An 18,271-nucleotide genomic window follows, 5' to 3' on the forward strand; every position below is an offset into this window, starting at 1 on the left:
GGAGCGCCGGGCCGGGAGGCGACATGACCACTCCTCGCTACGACCACATCATCGTCGGCGGCGGCAGCGCCGGCAGCGTGCTTGCCAGCCGCCTCAGCGCCGACCCGCAACGCCACGTCCTGCTCATCGAAGCCGGCCCGGACACCCCACCCCACGCCACGCCGGCGGAAATCCTCGACGGCCATAACCCCTTCCGCCTGCGCCTGGAACTGCGCGATCGCTATTTCTGGCCGGACCTGAGCGTCCGCCACGGTGCGCAGCCCGAAGGCATCGAGCGCCCCGAGCGCTATCTCGAGCAGGCCCGCGTGCTCGGCGGCGGCTCCAGCGTCAACGTGCTGGTGGCCAACCGCGGTCTGCCGCGCGACTACGACCAGTGGGCAGCGCTGGGTGCCGAAGGCTGGGGCTGGGACGACGTGCTGCCGTACTTCCGCAAGCTCGAACGCGACACCGACTACGCCGGCCCGCTGCACGGGCATGACGGGCCGATCCCGATCAGCCGCGTCTCCACCCGCGACTGGACGCCCTTCACCCGCTCCGTGGTCTCGGCGCTGCAAGCCGAAGGCCTGCGCGACATCGGCGACCAGAACGGCGTGTTCGACGACGGCTACTTCGCCCCCGCGGTAAACCTGGAGCATGGCCAGCGCGTGTCCGCCGCCCGCGGCTACCTCGATGAAGCAGTGCGCGCACGGCCCAACCTGACGCTGTGGACCGACAGCCAGGTACTCGGCCTGCAACGCGACGGCACGCGCATCACCGGCGTCGAACTGCAACGTAACGGTGAGCACGTCACCGTGGGGGCTGGCGAAGTCATCCTCGCCGCCGGAGCGCTGCAATCGCCGGCCTTCCTGCTGCGTAGCGGCATCGGCCCGGCCAGCCAGTTGCAGGAACTGGGCATCGAGGTGATCGCCGACCGCCCCGGCGTCGGCGGCAACCTGTGGGAGCACAGCTCGCTGGGCACCCTCGCCACCCTGGGCGATGCCGCCCGCTCGGACGCCGTGCTGGCACGGCCCGGCACCTCGCATCAACTGGGTATCCGGGTCTCCTCGGGCGTCGATCCGGACACGCCCTCGGACCTCTACCTGGCCATCGGCGCGGACGCCGAGCGCGGCGTGGCCCACGCGCTGTTCTGGATCAACAAACCCAGCTCCAGTGGCCGCCTGACCTTGCGCGATCGCGACCCGGCAAGCCCGCCGCACGTCGATTTCAACCTGCTCTCCGACCCTCGCGATCTGCAACGCGCCCGTGTGGCGCTGCGCACCATCCAGCGCCTGTTCAAGCACCCGGTCCTGGCGCGCTACGAACTGCAATTGGCGCTTACCCCCTTCGCCGTGCCGCAACCGGGTGGGCCGAAGCTGGAAACCCTGCTGGCCGACGACACGGCGCTGGAAGCCTACCTGCGCTGGCACATAGGCGGCGTCTGGCACCCCAGCGGTACCTGCCGCATCGGCACCGCCGATGACCCGCAGGCCGTGGTCGACAGCGCCGGTCGCGTCCATGGCGTGGAAGGTCTGCGTGTCGCCGACGCCTCGATCATCCCGGTGATCCCCACCGCCAACACCAACCTGCCGACCCTGATGCTCGCCGAGAAAATCGCCGACGCCATCCTGGGCGGTGCCTGAGGAACTCGCCATGTCACGCTATGAACTGCTGATCGATGGTCGCCTGCAGGCGGCCGAGCACTACGACCGGGTGATCGACCCGGCCAGCGAAGAAATCGTTGGCGAAGCCGCCCGCGCCAGCCTGGAGCAGGTCGACGCGGCGGTGGATGCCGCACACCGCGCCTTCCCGGCCTGGGCCACCGATCTCGACGTCCGCCGCCAGAGCCTGGCCCGAGCCGCCGAACGAGTACGCGAGTATGCCCAGGCGCTGGCCGAGCTGATCACCCGCGAACAGGGTCGCCCACTGCGCTCGACCCTGGAGGAAGTGGCTGGCGTCGCCGCCACTTTCGAGCACCACGCGCAGCTGGAGCTACCCGCCGACACCCAGTTGCGCGACGACGGCGAGCGCCTGGTGCGCATCACCCGCAAACCGCTGGGGGTGGTCGCCGCGATCACCCCGTGGAACGTCCCGCTGATCCTGCTGGTATTGAAGATCGCGCCTGCCCTGCACGCCGGCAACACCGTGGTGGCCAAGCCCTCGGAGCACACGCCGCTGTCTACCCTGCTGCTGGCGCGACTGCTGGGCGATGTGTTCCCCGCTGGCGTGTTCAACGTGGTTGCCGGTGCGGGCGAGGTTGGCGAACACCTGGTACGTCATCCGCGGGTGCGCCACGTGACCTTCACCGGCAGCGTCGCCACCGGCAAGCGCCTGTATGCCGGCGCGGGGGACGACCTCAAGCGTCTTACCCTGGAACTGGGCGGCAACGACGCCGCGCTGGTACTGGAAGACGCCGACCTCGACGCCATCGTCGAACCGCTGTTCTGGGGCGCCTTCTGGAACAGCGGCCAGGTGTGCTTTGCGATCAAGCGCCTGTACGTGCATGACAGCCTGTTCGAACCGTTACTGGCGAAACTCGCCGAGCGCGCCCAGCGCACCCGCCTCGGTCATGGGCTCGACCCGCAGACGGAACTGGGGCCGCTGACCAACGCACAGCAACTGGAACGGGTCATCGCCCTGGTGGAAGACGCCAAGGCTCACGGAGCGCGCATCCGCAGCGGCGGCACGCGGCCCGACGGTCCCGGCTACTTCTACCCGCCGACCCTGGTCAGCGGCGTGGCGGCCGGCGTCGCGCTGGTGGACGAGGAACAGTTCGGCCCGGTGTTGCCGGTGATCTCCTTCCGCAACGAAGAGGACGCCATTACCCAGGCCAACGCCAGCCGCTACGGCCTCGGCGCCTCGGTGTGGACCCGCGACCTGGCGCGCGGCGAAGCCATCGCCGGGCGGCTGGAGGCGGGCCTGGCCTGGGTCAACCAACACGGCCACATCCAGCCCGGCGCGCCCAAGGGCGGGCACAAGTGGAGCGGGCTCGGCTACGAAGGCGGGCAGCGCGGCTATGAGGCCTTCAGCGAGCTGCAGGTGCTGAACATTTCGCGGCGCTGAGGCGCGGCTTATCCAGATCAAAGCCTCCTCACCCTGCCCCCTGGCTACGCGCCCCGCTCCTCAAGCGGGAAAGGGCACCGTTCGGCGCCGGATGGAACCACCGCATCAGCCGGCGCGGACTGCCCCCTCTTCTTGAGGGAGAGGGCTGGGGTGAGGGGGAAAGCGCCGGCACAGGCTTTCCCGGAAAACAGACAGCCATTCCAACCCAACTCTCAAAGAGGATTCCCCGATGCGTACCGGAAGCTGGCCCTCGATCCTGCTCACCCTGGCCTTCGCCGTGATCATTGCGGCGTGCCACGGCAAGACCATCCTGCTGGTCGCCGACATCGCCAACGCCTTCTCGGTCAGCCCCTCGCGGGCCAGCTGGGTCGTGTCGGCGGTGGCGGTGGTCGCCGCCCTCGCCTCGCCGCTGGTCAACTGGATCGTCGCGCGGGTCGGCGAACGCCGTGCCATCGTCTTCGGCCTGTTGCTGGCGGCGGCGTGCAGCTACCTGGCGAGCCGCACTGAAGATTTCACCACGCTGATCACCCTGCGTGTCATCGAAGGCGCCGGCTACATCAGCGTGGTGCTCGCCGCACTCGCCCTGCTGGTGCACACCACCGAAGGCCATCGCCGCACCACCGCGCTGGCGTTCTGGTCGGTAGCCTCGCCCCTGGGCGGCGCCATCGCCATCTTCGCCGTGGCACCCTATGTCGGCGGCCAGCATGGCGAATGGCGCAACGCCTTCAGCGGCCACGCGCTGGTGTTGCTGGTCCTGCTGCTGGCGACGCCGCTGCTGCCATCGGTGAACCTGGCGACCCGCAGTGAGCGCCACTCCCTGCGCCAGACCTTCCGCCTGTATGCCGATCCCTCCGTGCTGCGCCTGGCCCTGGCCGTGGGCGCACCACTGACCGTGGCGCTGGGCCTGGTGACCATCACCCCCGACTATTTCATCCACAGCCTGGGCGTTGCGCCGTCGACCATCGGCGTGATCTCCACCATCGGCATCCTCTCCAGCGTGCTGGCCGGGCTGCTCGCCGGCTTCGTGCTCAACCTGCGCGTCTTCGGCCCGCTGGCCGTGGTCGGCGGCGCGTTGATCGGGGTGGTGCTGGAGGTGCTGGTGTTCATCCCCGGCATCGCGGCATCCACCGCCATCGTGGCGAAGATCGTCCAGGGCTTCGTTGGCAGCTTCGTCGTCGCCTGGGTGTTCACCAGCATCCCGCGCATGAGCCGTGGCGGCGACGTGATGGGAGCCGGCGGCGTGGCCGAGCAGGCGCTGTACCTGTCGATGTTCCTCGGCCCGGTGCTGCTGTTCCCGCTGTTCAGCCTGCCCTCGCGCCTGCCGTTCTTCGCCGTGCTGATCGTCGCCAGCCTGCTGCCGCTGTTCCTGCTCCCGCTGGGGCTGCGTTGGCGCCCTGCGGAACCGCCGGTAGCCGCCTGACCGAATCGACATCGACAGGACGCTTCCTCTCGCGCTTTCCGTAGGATGGGTGGAGCTTGCGATACCCACCAGCCATGGTCGGGCGAACGCGATGGGTATCGCTTCGCTACACGCCATCCTACAAAGGCGCGCCGGAAAGCCGCGAATGTGAGCTCGCTCCTACAAAAGACGCGCAATGCGCGCAGCACCCGGAAGAATCCAGGCCAAAAGAAAAGCCCTCGCAAGAGGGCTTTTTCAGTTCAGGCGAATACTCAGGCCGCCGCGCCCAGCAGCTTCTGGCGCTGCTCCCAGAGGCCGGTCATTTTCCATTGCTGCTCCAGCACGCCGGGGCCGAATTCCTGGGAGCCGCCGAGGCCTTCGGCGAGGCCCTGGAAGTAGGCGCCTTCCTCGATCAGCAGGATCAGCTTGGACGCCTTGATCAGGTCGTCGCTCCAGAAGGTCGCGCCGCCGTTGGCTTCGAGGATGGCCGGGGTGTGCGGGTTCTCGGCGATACGGTCGAGGATGAACAGTGGTTCGGGCTGGCGGCGGTCGATGTAGATCGGCAGCTCGCGGGCCAGGGTCACACGCTGGGAAGCGGCGTAGCGGATCGGCAGCACGCGATGGGCGCTGGCCCAGCCGCCGAGGTACGGCGTGTGGACGTGGATCACCACATTGATTTCCGGGCGTGCCTGAAAGATCGCCGCATAGCGTTTGCCGTTGCCACCAGCACCACGGCCACTGAGCGGAGTCGCGCCGGGGATGCTTTCGTCGAGGATCACTTCGCCGTCATAGGTCGCAACCACCGCGCGGATTTCCTGGTCGTCGGCCCAGGGGGTCGGCGCGTGGACGGCGATCACCTGATCGCTGTCCGGCACGCGCACATAGGCCTGGTAGGTGTTGGTGGCGGTGAGGGTGCGGCTCTCCTTGAGCACGCGGAAGGCCTTGGCGAAGTCGCGGCGGACCTGTTCGAGCTGGCTGGCGAGTTGCGGATCGAGAGTGGACATGGAATGCCTCCTGGCAGTCGGGGATGGATGAACCGCGTGGCGGTGTTGCAGAGACTGAGCAGGACTTGTGCCACTTAAAAATATCCATATTAATCAGGTAGTTAAGAAATAAATTCGATCACACCAGCACACTAGCCACGGCTGAGCGGGCGAAATTGCTGCCCCCCCAGCATCCCCTGCTGACCCACTGCTGCTGTACAGACAAACGCCCTGCTGCCGTAGCAGCACACCACCCTGAAAGCCTCGCCCTGCCTGGCCTGCAGCCTTTGGGCACAGCCCTTGCTGAAGACCTTGCACGAGCAGCACGACGCTGCCCCCGCAACGTAAAGGAGCAAGGCCATGAGCACCGAATTCTTCTGGCGACTGCCGCTGGGCAGCGACGGTCCCTATCTCGCCTCGGACAAGAACAACCGCGGCAGCCACATCGATCGCCCCGGCAACATCGCCCCGGGCCGCCTGCCCAACGGCGAACCGGACGGTTTCACCTACATCGACTACATCGCCCAGGTCGCCAAGGCCGCCGAGATCGCCGGCTTCGAAGGGGCGCTGTTGCCCACCGGACCGGAGCCGTGGATCGCTGCCGCCGCGCTGGCCCGCGAGACCCGCCGGATCAAGTTCCTCATTGCCTTCCAGGCCGCCTGGACCTTGCCGGCCTACGCTGCGCAGCAGGCCGCGATCCTCCAGCACCTGTCCCGCGACCGCCTGGAGTGGAACATCATCACCGGCGGCAACCCCGCCAGCCAGCGCGCCAATGGCGACTTCCTCGAGCACGACAAGCGCTACCAGCGCACCGGCGAGTTCCTCGACATCATCGACGGCCTGTGGAAGAACGAGCAGTTCTCCTACCAGGGCGATATCTACCAGCTGGAGAACGGATCACTGCCCATCGCGCTGCGCAACGTGCGCAAACCGGGCGTGTACTTCTCCGGTTTCTCCGACCCGGCACTGGACGTCGCGGCGAAGCACGCCGACGTCTACCTGAACTGGGCCGAACCCATCGACAAGCTCAAGCCGCACCTGGAGCGCGTGCGCGAGCTGGCCGACAAGCAGGGCCGCGAAATCCGCTTCGGCATCCGCATCGACCTGTTCGCCCGCGAAACCGAAGAGGCCGCCTGGAGCGAGCTGCGCCGCCAGTACGAGCGCATCGACGCGCGCACCAGCGCCTTCATCAAGAACTTCGCCACCGGCTCGGATTCCGTCGGCGCCGCGCGGCAGACCGCCTACCACCAGAACGTCGAGCGCTTCGACGACCTGATCCTGGGCCCCAACCTCTGGGCCGGCTTCGGCAAGGCCAAGCCGGGGCCGACCATCGGCCTGGTGGGCAGCCACGAGAACGTCGCCGAGCGTCTCGCCGAATACCGCGACGCCGGTTTCTCCACCTTCATCCTCGCCGGCAATCCGCACCTCGAAGAAGCCCTGCGCATCGGCCAGGAAGTGCTGCCGCTGGTGCAGGGCAAACGGGCCGACGTCCACGAACTCAAGGCCCGCGCCTGACCCACAAGGAGCTGCACATGTCCCGTCCCCTCGATACCCTCTGGTACACCCGTTGCCCGGTGCCCACCGGCCTTGGCATCGCCGTGCAGAAAGGCTGGCTGGAAGAAGCCCTTGCCGAGCAGGGCACGCAGATCAAGTCGCTGCGCGAGTCCGCCGACCAGGCAGTGCGAGAGTCGCACTTCGACCACACGCTGCAGAACTCGGTACGCCATGGCGGCAACATCCCGGCCATCTGGGCCCGCGCCAGCGGCCGCGAGACCCGAGTGATCGGCCTGTCCTGGGCCGATGAAGCGCAGCTGATCCTGACCACCGCCGAGAGCGGCATCCGTACCGTGCGCGACCTCAAGGGCCGGCGCTTCGGCCTGCCCGACTGGAGCGGCGCGCAGATCGACTTCACCCGCGCCCAGGCGATCCGCGGCCTGGAAAACGCCTTGCGCCTGGAAGGCCTGGAAGTGCGTGACCTGGAGCTGGTGGACTTCGGCCTGAAGGGCACCTTCAGCGACGAGGCGCCGAGCAACATCGTCGGCATCACCGGCCATGGCGGCAGCCGTCGGCGCAGCCAGAACCCGGAACTGGTCGGCCTGCTGCGTGGCGAAGTCGACGCGATCTTCCTCAAGGGCGCCCATGCCGTGCAGCTGGCACAGCAGTTCGGCCTGCACACGGTGATCGACACCGGCGCGCATCCGGAGCCGCTGATCCGCGCCAACAACGGCACGCCGCGCACCCTGAGCGTCGACCTCAACCTGCTGGAGCAACACCCCGACGCCGCCACCGCGATCCTCGCCTCGGTGCTGCGCGCCGAGGATTGGGCCCACCAGCACCCGGATGACACCCGCCGCTACCTGGCGCGAGAAACCAACAGCAGCGAATTCTGGGTCGCCACTGCCTACGGCGAGGACGCCCACCTGCGCCTGCGCACCAACCTGGACGAAGGCTCGATCCTCGCCCTGCAGGACTTCACCGACTTCCTGCAACGCTGGAACTTCATCCCGGCAAGCGTCGACGTGCGCGCGTGGATCGACCCTCGCCCGCTCGAAGCCCTGCGCAGTCGCCTGGCACAGAAGACCGGCTGATCAACGTCACGAGGGCGACTCCCTCTGTTTCTCGACCTGGGCCCCCGCGCGACGGCGCGGGGGCTTTCTTACCCCGACGGACACCCATGAGCACACCGCTGGAAACCCTCTGGTACACCCACAGCCCCGTTCCCACGGGACTCGGCATCGCCGTCGAATCCGGGCGTCTGGCCCAGGCCTTCCGCCCGTTCGGCACACGCATCCAGTCGCTGCGCGAATCCTCCGAGCGTGAGGTGCGCGAGGCGCATTTCGATCACCACCTGCCCTACTCGGTACGCCAGGGCGGCAACATCCCGGCCATCTGGGCTCGCGCCAGCGGCGCGAGCACGCGGGTGATCGGGCTGTCGTGGAGCGACGAGGTGCAGCTCATCGTCAGCGCGCCGGACAGCGGCGTACGCAGCATCCGCGACCTGCGCCACCGGCGCTTCGGCCTGCCGAAGTGGGCCAACGTGCAGATCGACTTCACCCGTGCCCAGTCCCTGCGCGGCCTGGAAAACGCCCTGCGTCTGGAAGGCCTGGAAGTGCGCGACGTCGAGTTGGTGGACTACCCCTACGGCGGCACCTACAGCGACGACCCGGTGCGCCATGTGTTCGGCGCCCAGGTGGCGCTCAAGGGCAACCGTGTGGTGCAGCGCAACAACGAGCTGATCGGCCTGCTGCGCGGCGACATCGATGCCATCTTCCTCAAGGGTGCGCATGGCCTGCAGCTGGCCCATGAGTTCGGCCTGCACGTGGTGCTGGATGTCGGCTCGCACCCCGAGCCGCTGGTACGCTCGAACATCGGCACGCCACGCACCCTGACCGTCGACCAACGGTTGCTGGACGAGCATTTCGACGCCGCCGTGCGGGTGCTCGACACCATCCTGCGCGCCGAACAATGGGCCTGGGCGCACCCGGAGGAGACCCGCCGCTTCCTCGCTCGCGAGCTGAACACCAGCGAATTCTGGGTGGCCAGCGCCTATGGCGAGGACGCCCACCTGCGCCTGCAGACCAACCTTGCCGAGCGCTCGATCAACTCGCTGCGCGATCTCACCGGCTTCCTGCAACGCTGGGATTTCATCGCCCGCGACTTCTCCGTGGACGACTGGATCGACCCGCGCCCGCTGGAAGCCCTGCTGGGGAAGATCGATGTCGCCATCTGACCCGCATGGGAAGCCCGGGGCCTTCCTGCTCAACTTCATGCTGCTGGCGGCCTTCAGCGGCGCGACCATCGGCATGGCGAAGATCGTCACCACGCTCTACGCCATCAGCATCGGCGCCAACGCCATGCAGATCGGCATCATCTCGGCCATGGAAGCCCTCGGCATGGTGATCCTCACCCTGCCGGCCGGCTTCGTCATCGCCCGCTTCGGTGCGCGCCGGGTGTACTTCCTCGCCAGCCTCGGGCCGATGCTGCTGAACCTGGCCATTCCGCTGTTCGGCGGCTGGCTGTGGCTGGCCTTCGCGCGGCTGCTGATCGGCCTGTGCATCCCGTTCCGCATCGTCGCCATGAACAGTGCCTTCCTGCGCCAGCTCAAGCGCATCGGCAACGACAAGGCCGGCTGGTACCGCGGTTCGCTGACCCTGGGCATGGGCCTGCTCGGCCCGCTGCTGGGCAACTGGCTGAGCGGCGCGACGAGCTTCAGCTGGGGCTTCGCCGCCATCGGCCTGTGCTTCGGCCTGATGGCCTTCTACAGCCTCGGCTTCTGGGAAGGCGAAGCCCCCAGCGAAGACGTGCCCGTCGCGGCCGCCACCGGCGGCTTGCTGCAACAGGTCGGCACCATGCTGGCCAATGTCGAGATCGCCGAGAGCTGCCTGATCGAACTGCTCAGCGCCGCCACCAGCGCGCTGTTCGGCACCTTCATCCTGCTGCTGGCGATGGACGTCGCTGGTCTCTCGCAAGGCCAGGCCGTGAGCCTGGTGATGATCCAGGGCCTGGCCTCGGTGCTCGGCCTGTTCGGCTTCGGCTACCTGATCGAGCGCAGCGGCCGGCGCCTTGCCTACATCGGCAGCCTCAGTGCGGCACTGCTCGCCCTGCTGCTGCTCGGCAGCGCGCACAACTATTGGCTGCTGGCCCTGGGCGGCGTGCTGCTCAGCGCCGCGGCGGCGCTCATCCACCTGGTGAACATGGCCCAGTTGGGCGAGCACGCCATGGACAAGAGCAAGATTTCCGGCCTGTTCAACCTCGCCTCGATGTCCGGCAGCTTTTCCGGCGCGCTGCTGGGCGGGGCGATCAGCCACTTCGTCGGGCTGGGCAACCTGTTCCTCTGCTGGATTCCCCTGGTGCTGCTGGCTGCGCTGTTCTGCTGGCAACGCAAGCTGCGCCGGCAAACCACCGAGCCGCTGCTCGGGCAGGAGGGCTGAATGGCCACGCGTACCCTGGATCGCCTGAGCTGGTTTGTCTCGCCGCTGCTCCTGCTGCTCGCCTGGTTCATGGCCGCGCGCGCGGGCTGGTTCCCCCCGCAACTGCTGGTGCCGCCGGCGGAAGTCTGGGCCAGCTTCACGGACCTGCTGGCCAGCGGCGAGCTGCGCGAGCACGTGGTCAACAGCCTGTCGCGCCTGGCCATCGGCTTCAGCATCGGCGCGCTGGGCGGCCTGGTCTTCGGCACCGCCATGGCGCTGTCGAAAACCGTTGAAGCCTACTGCGCACCGTTGTTCCACACGCTGCGCCAGGTGCCGTCGATCGCGCTGATCCCGATGTTCATCCTGTTCTTCGGCGTGGAAGAAACCTTCAAGATCCTGATCGTCACCAAGGCCGCCTTCTTCCCCGTGGCGCTGGCCGCCAGCGAGGGGGTGAAGGGCATCCCGCGCGGCTACTTCGAGGTCGCCAGCGTGTACCGCCTGCCGCTGTGGAGCCTGCTGCGCGACGTCGCCTTCCCCGCCGCCGCGCCACCCATCGTCACCGGCCTGCGCATCAGCCTGAGCCGCGCCTGGATGGTACTGGTGGCCGCCGAGCTGCTCGCCGCCGACAGCGGCCTGGGGCAGATGATCGAGCTGAGCCGGCAGATGCTGCGCATCGACATCGTGATGGTCGGGGTGATCGTCACCGGCGCCATCGGCTTCATGCTCGATTTCGCCTTCCGCCTGCTGGAGAGGCACCTGCTGCGCTGGAGACCGACGCCATGACCCGCACGCTCAAATCACTGCGTGGCCTGGTGCTGCCGGCGCTGCTGATCGCCGCCTGGCACTGGCAATCGCAACAGGGCGCCAGCGCCGCCTATGCCTTCGTGCCGCTGGAGCGCATCGGCGCCGGTTTTGCCGAGCTGATCCGCACCGGCGAGCTGTGGCTGAGTGTCGCCGCCAGCCTGCAACGCACCTGCCTCGGCCTGCTGATCGGCGCGCTCGCCGGGTTCGCACTGGGCGCCGGGATGGCCTTGTCGCGCCCCGTGGAGCGGCTGTTCGCACCGCTGTACCACACGATCCGCCAGGTGCCGATCCTCGGCCTGATCCCGCTGATCGCCCTGTGGTTCGGCAGTGGCGAGCCGTCCAAGGTGCTGATCGTCAGCCTCGCCGCGTTCTACCCGATGACGCTGAACGCCTTCGAGGGCTTCCGCGACGTGGAAAAGCGCTACCGCGAGGTCGGCCGACTGTATGCCTTCGGCCCCTGGCAGCAGTTCCGCGAAGTGCTGCTGCCCGGCGCGCTGCCCAGCCTGAGCAACGGCGTACTGCACGCGCTGGCCTTCGCCTGGGTCAGCTCGGTGGGTTGCGAGCTGTTCCTCTCCACCGGCATGGGCCTGGGCAACCTGATGATGAACGCCGAGACCGGCTCGCGCATGGAGATCGTGGTGATCGGCGTGCTCAGCATCGGCCTGCTCGGCTACGCCATGAACCAGCTGTTCGCCCGCCTCAGCCGCCACCTGCTGCGCTGGCGCAACCTGCGCTGACCCTATTGCCATGAGTGCCTCGATCATGAACGCGATCCTTGACCCCGCCATCCTTCCTGCCCAGCAGGCGCAATCGGGCGCGCTGGCCATCCAGGGCCTGAGCAAGGCCTATTCCATCGATGGCCGCAGCCTGCCGGTGCTGGAGAACATCGACCTCACCGTGCGCCCCGGCGAGTTCGTCAGCATCGTCGGCGCCAGCGGCTGCGGCAAATCCTCGCTGCTGCGGCTGATCGTCGGGCTGGAGAACGACTACAGCGGGCGCATCCTGCTCGACGGGAAGGCCGTTGCCGGCACCAGCCTGGAGCGCGGCATCGTGTTCCAGGACCACCGGCTGTTCCCCTGGAAGACCGTGGAAGACAACGTCGCCCTGGCGCTGAAGAACCAGAAGCTCGGCCGCGCCGAAAAGCGCGAGCGGGTCGCCGAGCACCTGGAGCTGGTCGGCCTGACCGGCTTCGAGCAGGCCTATCCGCACCAGCTTTCCGGCGGCATGGCGCAACGCGCGGCCATCGCCCGCGCGCTGATCACCCAACCCAAGGTGCTGCTGCTCGACGAACCCTTCGGCGCCCTCGACGCCCTCACCCGCGTGCGCCTGCAACACGAACTGCAACGCATCTGGGTGCAGCAGCGCAGCACCATGATCATGGTTACTCATGATGTGGAGGAAGCGCTGTACCTGGGCGACCGGGTGGTAGTGATGGACGCGCGGCCGGGGCGGATTCGCCATGAGGTGCGGGTCGACCTGCCGCATCCGCGCGAGCGAGGGGAGCCGGTGCTGACGAAGCTCAAGGAGGAACTGTTGGCGGAGCTGATGCAGGGCTGATCGTTGGGTAGGAGCGGACTCCGTCCGCGATCGGTCCGCATCGCGCCGGATTCGCGGACGGAGTCCGCTCCTACGCGATCTGTCAGCTCGCAGTGATGGCTTGCCCTCTCCCTAACCCTGGCTGCGCGCCCCGCTCCGAAGGGAGAGGGGACTGTTCGGCTTCAAGCGAAACTCCGAGCACGCCGGTAACGCCGATCTGCTCCCTCTCCCTTCAGGGAGAGGGCTGGGGAGAGGGTGCCAAACCAACGCACCCAATCCTCCCGTTACTGATCCACACCCGCCGCCAACGCCGCCGGGAAATCCGGGTGATACCCGGTGCCAATCTCCTCCAGCACCCCGGCCTTGCGCAGCTTGCCCAGCACCCGCGCATTGGCTTCGCACAGCCGCACTTCGATACCACGGCGCTGCAGCTGCTCGATCACTTCCTGCAGGGTCTGCAGGCCGGTGATGTCCATGAACGGCACATGGCGCAGGCGGATGATCAGCACCTTCGGGTCGGTATGGGTCTTGGCCAGCGCGCGCTCGAAGGTCTCCGCCGCGCCGAAGAACAGCGGCCCCTCGATGCTGTACACCAGCACCCCCGGCGGCAGGTCGCCAAGGCCACGGCCGCGCAGCTCCACGTCCAGCTCGGGGCCGTCGTCGGCGTGGACTTCCACCGAGGACGCCATGCGCCGCAGGAAATGCAGCATGGCGAGGATCACACCGATGTTCACCGCGATCACCAGATCGCTGAACACCGTGAGCAGGAAGGTCACCAGCAGGATGGCCACGTCCGCGCGCGGCGCGCGCTTGAGCATGAACAGGAAATGCCGTGCCTCGCTCATGTTCCAGGCCACCACGAAGAGGATCGCCGCCAGCGCGCAGAGCGGGATGTTCGAGGCCAGCGGCGCGAGAAACAGCAGGATCAGCACCAGCGTGGCCGCATGGGTGATCCCGGCCAGCGGGCTGTTGCCGCCGTTGCGGATGTTGGTCGCGGTGCGGGCGATGGCGCCGGTGGCGGCGATGCCGCCGAACAGCGGGGTAACGAGGTTGGCGATGCCCTGGCCGATCAGCTCCTGGTTGGAGTCGTGGCGAGTGCCGGCCATGCCGTCGGCAACCACCGCCGAGAGCAGCGATTCGATGGCACCGAGCATGGCGATGGCGAAGGCCGGGCCGATCAGCTCGAGCACGCGCGGCAGCGTCACTTCCGGCAGGCTGAAGCTGGGCAGGCCCAGGGGAATGCCACCGAAAGCGCTGCCGATGGTGGCCACGCCGTCGAAATGGAACAGCGACTGGATCGCCGTCACCACCACCATCGCCACCAGCGGGCCGGGCACCCGGCGCAACGCGGCGATGCGCGGGGTGAACAGCACCAGAGCCAGGCTCAGCATCGCCAACAGGGTCGTCGCGATGTGCAGTTGCGGCAGGGCCTGGATCAGGTGCCAGAGCTTCTGGTGGAAGTGTTCGCCGGTCACCGCAGGCAAGCCGAAGAAATCCTTCCACTGGCCGACCCAGATGATCACGCCGATACCGGCGGTGAAGCCGACGATCACCGGCGCGGGAATGAAGCGGATGATGCTGCCCAGGCGACTGACGCCCAGCAGCACGAGGATCGCGCCGGCCATCAGCGTGGCGATCTGCAGGCCGTCGACGCCGTACTTGGCGGTGACCCCGGCGAGGATGACGATGAAGGCGCCGGTCGGCCCGGCGATCTGCACCCGGCTGCCGCCCAGCAGCGAGACCAGGGCGCCGGCGAAGATCGCCGTGTAGATGCCTTGCTCCGGCTTCACCCCGCTGGCGATGGCGAAGGCCATGGCCAGCGGCAGGGCGACCACCCCGACGATGACGCCCGCCACCAGGTTGCGCGTCCAATGCTCACGGCCGAAGAGTCCGGCCTTCCAGGCTTCTCGCAGGGCGATCATCACAGTCTCCGACGGGATATCGATGCTGGATGCTAACAGGCCGGAGCGGAAAACGGCCTGGCGCAGGTCATGACTGTGGCGCGCTGTCGCAGGCAAAACAGGGTGAACAAAATATTGCACAACCCTGACGGCGCGCTGCTTCCAGCAGGCTTTTGAAATGCCGGAACATCGGCGTTTCACCGCGGAATAGAGGCCGTCGATTTGCCAGGCGACCTGAAATTTGGCACAATATGTTCATTATGTTGAACATCAAGGCTCTACCTCTCCCCACTTCCCGCCTGGTGTCGCGCGAGCGCCACTGGACCGGCGACCTCTAGCTCCTCCCTTCGGCTGCTACCTGTTGGTGGTGCCAAGCGCGGCGAACACTCATAGGTGATTGCCGCCCGAGGCGGCGCCACGAAACCCGAACCGAAACCGCCGCAAGGATGCTCTTAGCGAGACTGCGCGCGGCTGCCCGTGGGAGGGCTCCACCATGCGTTCCTGGATCTATCTGTTTGCCGCCATCGGCTTTGAAGTCGTTGGCACCACCTCGATGAAATTCACCCATGCGCTGTACCCGGTAGCGGGTCTGCTGCTGATGTACGTGATGATCGGCCTGTCGTACTACTTCCTGTCGCTGGCCATCAAGCACGTGCCGGTCGGCGTGGCCTACGCCCTGTGGGAAGGCATCGGCATCGTACTGATCACCCTGGTCAGCGCCTTCTTCCTCGGCGAGCACCTGAGCCTGGACAAGGCCCTGGGCCTGGCCGTGATGATCGCCGGTATCCTGCTGGTGAAATCCGGCACCCGCACCACCCCGCGTGAGAAGAACCTGGAGGTGGTGACATGCTGAACCATGACCTGATTCCCATGGCCTGGCTGGGCCTGGCCATCGTCCTGGAAGTGATTGCCAACCTGCTGCTGAAGTACTCCGACGGCTTCCGCAAGCGCGCCATCGGCGCGGCCTCGATCCTCTGCGTACTGGGCGCGTTCACCGCGCTGGCGCAGGCGGTACGCGGCATCGAACTGTCGGTGGCCTATGCCATCTGGGGCGGCTTCGGCATTCTCGCCACCGTCGCCATGGGCTGGGCCCTGTTCGGCCAGCGCCTGGTCTGGCGCGGCTGGATCGGTCTGGCGATGCTGGTGCTGGGCATGGGCTTGCTGAAGCTGGCGTGATCATCGAATGTGAAATGAAAAAGGCGGAGCTGGGCTCCGCCTTTTTTGTTGTCTTGAGGAAGGTGCCGTGCGGTTCGCGAGCAAGCTCGCTCCTAAAGAAATCCTGACGGAGTGGATGCCCCTTGTAGGATCGAGGGGGACGCCTAGTTCTTGCGCGCGAACAGCCCTTGCGCCGGCGTATCAGGATCGCAGGGCGCATAACCTGGAACAGGTTATCCGCCGGCATGTTCGCGGCGGATAACGCTGGCGCGTTATCCGCCCTACGAAAGACCCACGCGAATCACGCCAGCAGGCTCACCACTGCGAAGCGACTGAGATTCGCCTGAGCCACCACCGTCTGCGCCGCTGCGCTGTAGTGGGTGGCACTGCGGCCCATGCGATCGAGCATCGAGGCGGCGAAGGTGTGCGCCCATTCGCGCTCATCCTCGCTGGCGTGGCGGTCGAGGAAGTCGCGGATGTCGTCCTGGCGGTGGCGCAACTGATCGCGCAGGCCGCCGATACGATCCAGCGCCGAGACCACCGAATCGAGCAACTGGCGCTGCTCACGGAAGGCATCGGTCCTGATCTCGGTGGGGAATGCCAGCAGCCCTTCTTCCTGGCTTTTCAGCCGGGTGTTCTTGCCCTTGGCGAACAGCTTGCCCTCGCCCTGCACCGCCAACTGGCCCTTGAGCTGTTGCCAGTCGGCCTCGGGCGCGGAGAATTTCAGCGCGCCGTCGCTATCGAGTTCGGCGCGGATGCCGGCCTGGCCGAGTGTCGCGTTGAAGCGGCGCAGCACCTGTTCGGTACTCATGCCATCGTCCAGGACCACCGCCGCCGGTTCGGCGAGCTGGCGGCCAGCACTGAACAGCAGGGTTTCCTTGCCGGAACGCTGGATCGCGTCCACCGATTCCAGCCCCTCCAGGCTGAAACGGCTGCGCACCGGTTCGTTGAGGCGCAGGCGGAAGTTGGCGTCGAGGCTGCCGTCCGAGCGCTGGGCGCGCTGCTCCAGCAGCTCGTTGACCTGCCGGGTAGCCTGGCGCACGCCTTCACGGTCCTGGGATTGCGGCGCGCTGAGTTCGCGGCTGAGGTTGAGCTTGAGGCCACCGAGGCGGTCCTGCAGGTCGCCCAGGTAGCTGTCGGCGGACTGCATGGACGACAACTGCTGGTTGAGCTGCAGGTTGAAGCTGCCGCTCTTCTGCGCACCGCGAGCCATCTGCGCGGCGCTCTCACCCTTGTCCTCGCCCTTGCGCAGGGCATTTTGCCGCTCGCCGGCAGCCGGCAGGATGACGTCACGGCGGGCGCTCGGGTCGAAGACGGCGGCGGCCGGCAGTTGTTTGATGACCTTCATGGTGACCTCTGCACCGATGTGCCTCCGCCCGGCGCAAGGGCCGGGCGGTGGCGGGATAAAAAGTAGGGACGATCCGCCGATTGGCGTCCAGACCTCCGTGCGGAGCCCCTACGAAGAAACTTACAGGCGGCTGAACAGCGACAGGTCGTTGAGCTTCAGGTAGGTCTTCTGCGTGGCCTGCAGCGCGAGCTGGTAGGTGTTCAGGTCGATGCTGGCGCCGGCGTAGTCCAGCTGCGACAGCTCGCCATTGATCTTCTGGTTCACCAGCGAGACTTCCTCGTTGCTCGAATTGAGCATGGTCAGGGTGTTCTGCCGGCCGCCCAGTTCGGTAATCGCGCCGAGTACGCCATCGTGGGCGCTATCGAGGCTGTCGATGGTCGCGGTGATCTGCGCGTGCACCGCCGGGTCGGTGACATCCAGCGCCGGGTCCTTGAGCATCTTCACCGTGGCGTGCAGCTGGTTGAGGAAGTCCATGTTGCTGCCGAACACCCCGAGCGCGGTGACGTTCTCTTCCACCTGTACGCCGTTGGCCACGGCGGCCTGGCGCGACTTGTCGTTGCCGGTGGCGACGTAGCTGTCGGTCAGCGGTTCGTAGGTCACGGCGGCGGTGTCGCTGAGCGTGCCGGAGAACAGGTAGCGGCCCTCTTCGTCGCGCACGTTGACGAAGCTGACGACGGTCTTCTCGATATTCTCCAGCTCGCCGGCCATGGCGTTGAGGTCGCCGCCGGTGTTGGAGCCGTTGGCCGCCCAGAGCAGCAGGTCGCGCACGTTGAGCATCGCGTCGGAGGTGGCCTGCAGGTTGGTTTCCTGGGTCGACAGGTTGCCCGAGACGTTGCCGATGTTGGTGCGGTACTGCGCCAGGCTCGCCTCCTCGCGCTGGATGCGCAGCATGCGCACGCTGGCGATGGGGTCGTCGGACGGCTGGAGGATGCGCTGGCCGCTGGACATCTGCTGCATCAGCTTGCCCAGGGCCGCCGAGTTGCTGTTCATCGAGCCGCCCATCAGCGCGGTGATCTGTGCGTTGGTAATGCGCATTCTGCTTTCCTTCACAAAGGCCCTTAAGACCTGTTTACGACCTGCTGCGCGTCGACATAACTGCGTTAACAACAGGCTAAAAAATGCTCATTTACACCGCGTAAACTCCGCTTTTTTAGCCTGTTTTTGCCTTGTTCTGCTCTAGCTCGCGAGATCGTAAA

General features: G+C 67.1%; 16 protein-coding genes. 12 read left to right on the forward strand and 4 right to left on the reverse strand.

Going from position 1 to position 18,271, the window contains the following annotated elements; all coding sequences use genetic code 11:
• Positions 1 to 23: 23 nt before the first annotated feature.
• From A9513_RS29825 to A9513_RS29835, 3 genes are all read left to right on the forward strand, one after another.
• Positions 24 to 1,619, forward strand: coding sequence for a GMC family oxidoreductase (locus tag A9513_RS29825; RefSeq protein WP_065086293.1), 1,596 nt, complete (start codon positions 24 to 26; stop codon positions 1,617 to 1,619).
• 10 nt (positions 1,620 to 1,629) lie between these two features.
• A complete protein-coding gene (locus tag A9513_RS29830) occupies positions 1,630 to 3,039 on the forward strand; it encodes an aldehyde dehydrogenase family protein (RefSeq protein ID WP_065086294.1) in 1,410 nt (469 codons plus the stop codon).
• A 229-nt stretch (positions 3,040 to 3,268) separates the two neighbouring features.
• Complete coding sequence (locus A9513_RS29835) at positions 3,269 to 4,459, forward strand: MFS transporter (protein ID WP_065086295.1); 1,191 nt, start codon at positions 3,269 to 3,271, stop codon at positions 4,457 to 4,459.
• Positions 4,460 to 4,710: 251 nt separating this feature from the next.
• Here the strand turns inward: A9513_RS29835 and A9513_RS29840 are convergent, their stop codons facing one another.
• Complete coding sequence (locus A9513_RS29840; RefSeq protein WP_065086296.1) at positions 4,711 to 5,442, reverse strand: class II aldolase/adducin family protein; 732 nt, start codon at positions 5,440 to 5,442, stop codon at positions 4,711 to 4,713.
• A gap of 339 nt (positions 5,443 to 5,781) precedes the next feature.
• Here A9513_RS29840 and A9513_RS29850 point away from each other — a divergent pair, with 339 nt between their 5' ends.
• The 7 genes from A9513_RS29850 (at position 5,782) to A9513_RS29880 (ending at position 12,692) form a co-directional block, all read left to right on the forward strand.
• Positions 5,782 to 6,936, forward strand: a complete 1,155-nt coding sequence (locus A9513_RS29850; RefSeq protein WP_024766376.1) for an LLM class flavin-dependent oxidoreductase — start codon at positions 5,782 to 5,784, stop codon at positions 6,934 to 6,936.
• A 17-nt stretch (positions 6,937 to 6,953) separates the two neighbouring features.
• The gene (locus A9513_RS29855; protein WP_024766375.1) at positions 6,954 to 8,009 is read left to right on the forward strand and encodes an ABC transporter substrate-binding protein; all 1,056 of its coding nucleotides are present in this window, start codon (positions 6,954 to 6,956) and stop codon (positions 8,007 to 8,009) included.
• Between the two features lie 86 nt (positions 8,010 to 8,095).
• The gene (locus A9513_RS29860; RefSeq protein WP_024766374.1) at positions 8,096 to 9,151 is read left to right on the forward strand and encodes an ABC transporter substrate-binding protein; all 1,056 of its coding nucleotides are present in this window, start codon (positions 8,096 to 8,098) and stop codon (positions 9,149 to 9,151) included.
• A complete protein-coding gene (locus A9513_RS29865; RefSeq protein ID WP_065086298.1) occupies positions 9,138 to 10,352 on the forward strand; it encodes an MFS transporter in 1,215 nt (404 codons plus the stop codon). The genes A9513_RS29860 and A9513_RS29865 overlap by 14 nt, the downstream gene beginning before the upstream one ends.
• Entirely contained in the window at positions 10,353 to 11,114 is a 762-nt protein-coding gene (locus tag A9513_RS29870; protein WP_065086299.1) for an ABC transporter permease, read from the forward strand.
• On the forward strand, positions 11,111 to 11,872 hold the full coding sequence (locus tag A9513_RS29875) for an ABC transporter permease (protein ID WP_037014639.1): 762 nt from the start codon (positions 11,111 to 11,113) through the stop codon (positions 11,870 to 11,872). Before A9513_RS29870 ends, A9513_RS29875 begins: the two co-directional genes overlap by 4 nt.
• Before the next feature lie 25 nt (positions 11,873 to 11,897).
• On the forward strand, positions 11,898 to 12,692 hold the full coding sequence (locus tag A9513_RS29880) for an ABC transporter ATP-binding protein (protein WP_065086300.1): 795 nt from the start codon (positions 11,898 to 11,900) through the stop codon (positions 12,690 to 12,692).
• 263 nt (positions 12,693 to 12,955) lie between these two features.
• On the opposite strand, the gene A9513_RS29885 is transcribed toward A9513_RS29880, so the two are convergent.
• The gene (locus A9513_RS29885; RefSeq protein WP_065086301.1) at positions 12,956 to 14,593 is read right to left on the reverse strand and encodes a SulP family inorganic anion transporter; all 1,638 of its coding nucleotides are present in this window, start codon (positions 14,591 to 14,593) and stop codon (positions 12,956 to 12,958) included.
• 472 nt (positions 14,594 to 15,065) lie between these two features.
• On the opposite strand from A9513_RS29885, the gene A9513_RS29890 reads away from it, so the two are divergent.
• Positions 15,066 to 15,425, forward strand: a complete 360-nt coding sequence (locus A9513_RS29890) for a multidrug/spermidine efflux SMR transporter subunit MdtJ (protein ID WP_024766312.1) — start codon at positions 15,066 to 15,068, stop codon at positions 15,423 to 15,425.
• Entirely contained in the window at positions 15,419 to 15,748 is a 330-nt protein-coding gene (mdtI, locus tag A9513_RS29895; protein WP_065086302.1) for a multidrug/spermidine efflux SMR transporter subunit MdtI, read from the forward strand. The genes A9513_RS29890 and mdtI overlap by 7 nt, the downstream gene beginning before the upstream one ends.
• Positions 15,749 to 16,028: 280 nt before the next feature.
• Here mdtI and A9513_RS29900 read toward each other — a convergent pair whose 3' ends face one another.
• Together A9513_RS29900 and flgL are read right to left on the reverse strand one after the other, a co-directional pair.
• A complete protein-coding gene (locus A9513_RS29900) occupies positions 16,029 to 17,075 on the reverse strand; it encodes a hypothetical protein (RefSeq protein ID WP_024766310.1) in 1,047 nt (348 codons plus the stop codon).
• 120 nt (positions 17,076 to 17,195) lie between these two features.
• Complete coding sequence (flgL, locus tag A9513_RS29905) at positions 17,196 to 18,110, reverse strand: flagellar hook-associated protein FlgL (protein WP_065086303.1); 915 nt, start codon at positions 18,108 to 18,110, stop codon at positions 17,196 to 17,198.
• Between the last annotated feature and the right edge of the window lie 161 nt (positions 18,111 to 18,271).

It is taken from the genome of Pseudomonas sp. AU12215, from assembly GCF_001675465.2.
Lineage (GTDB): Bacteria > Pseudomonadota > Gammaproteobacteria > Pseudomonadales > Pseudomonadaceae > Pseudomonas > Pseudomonas nitroreducens.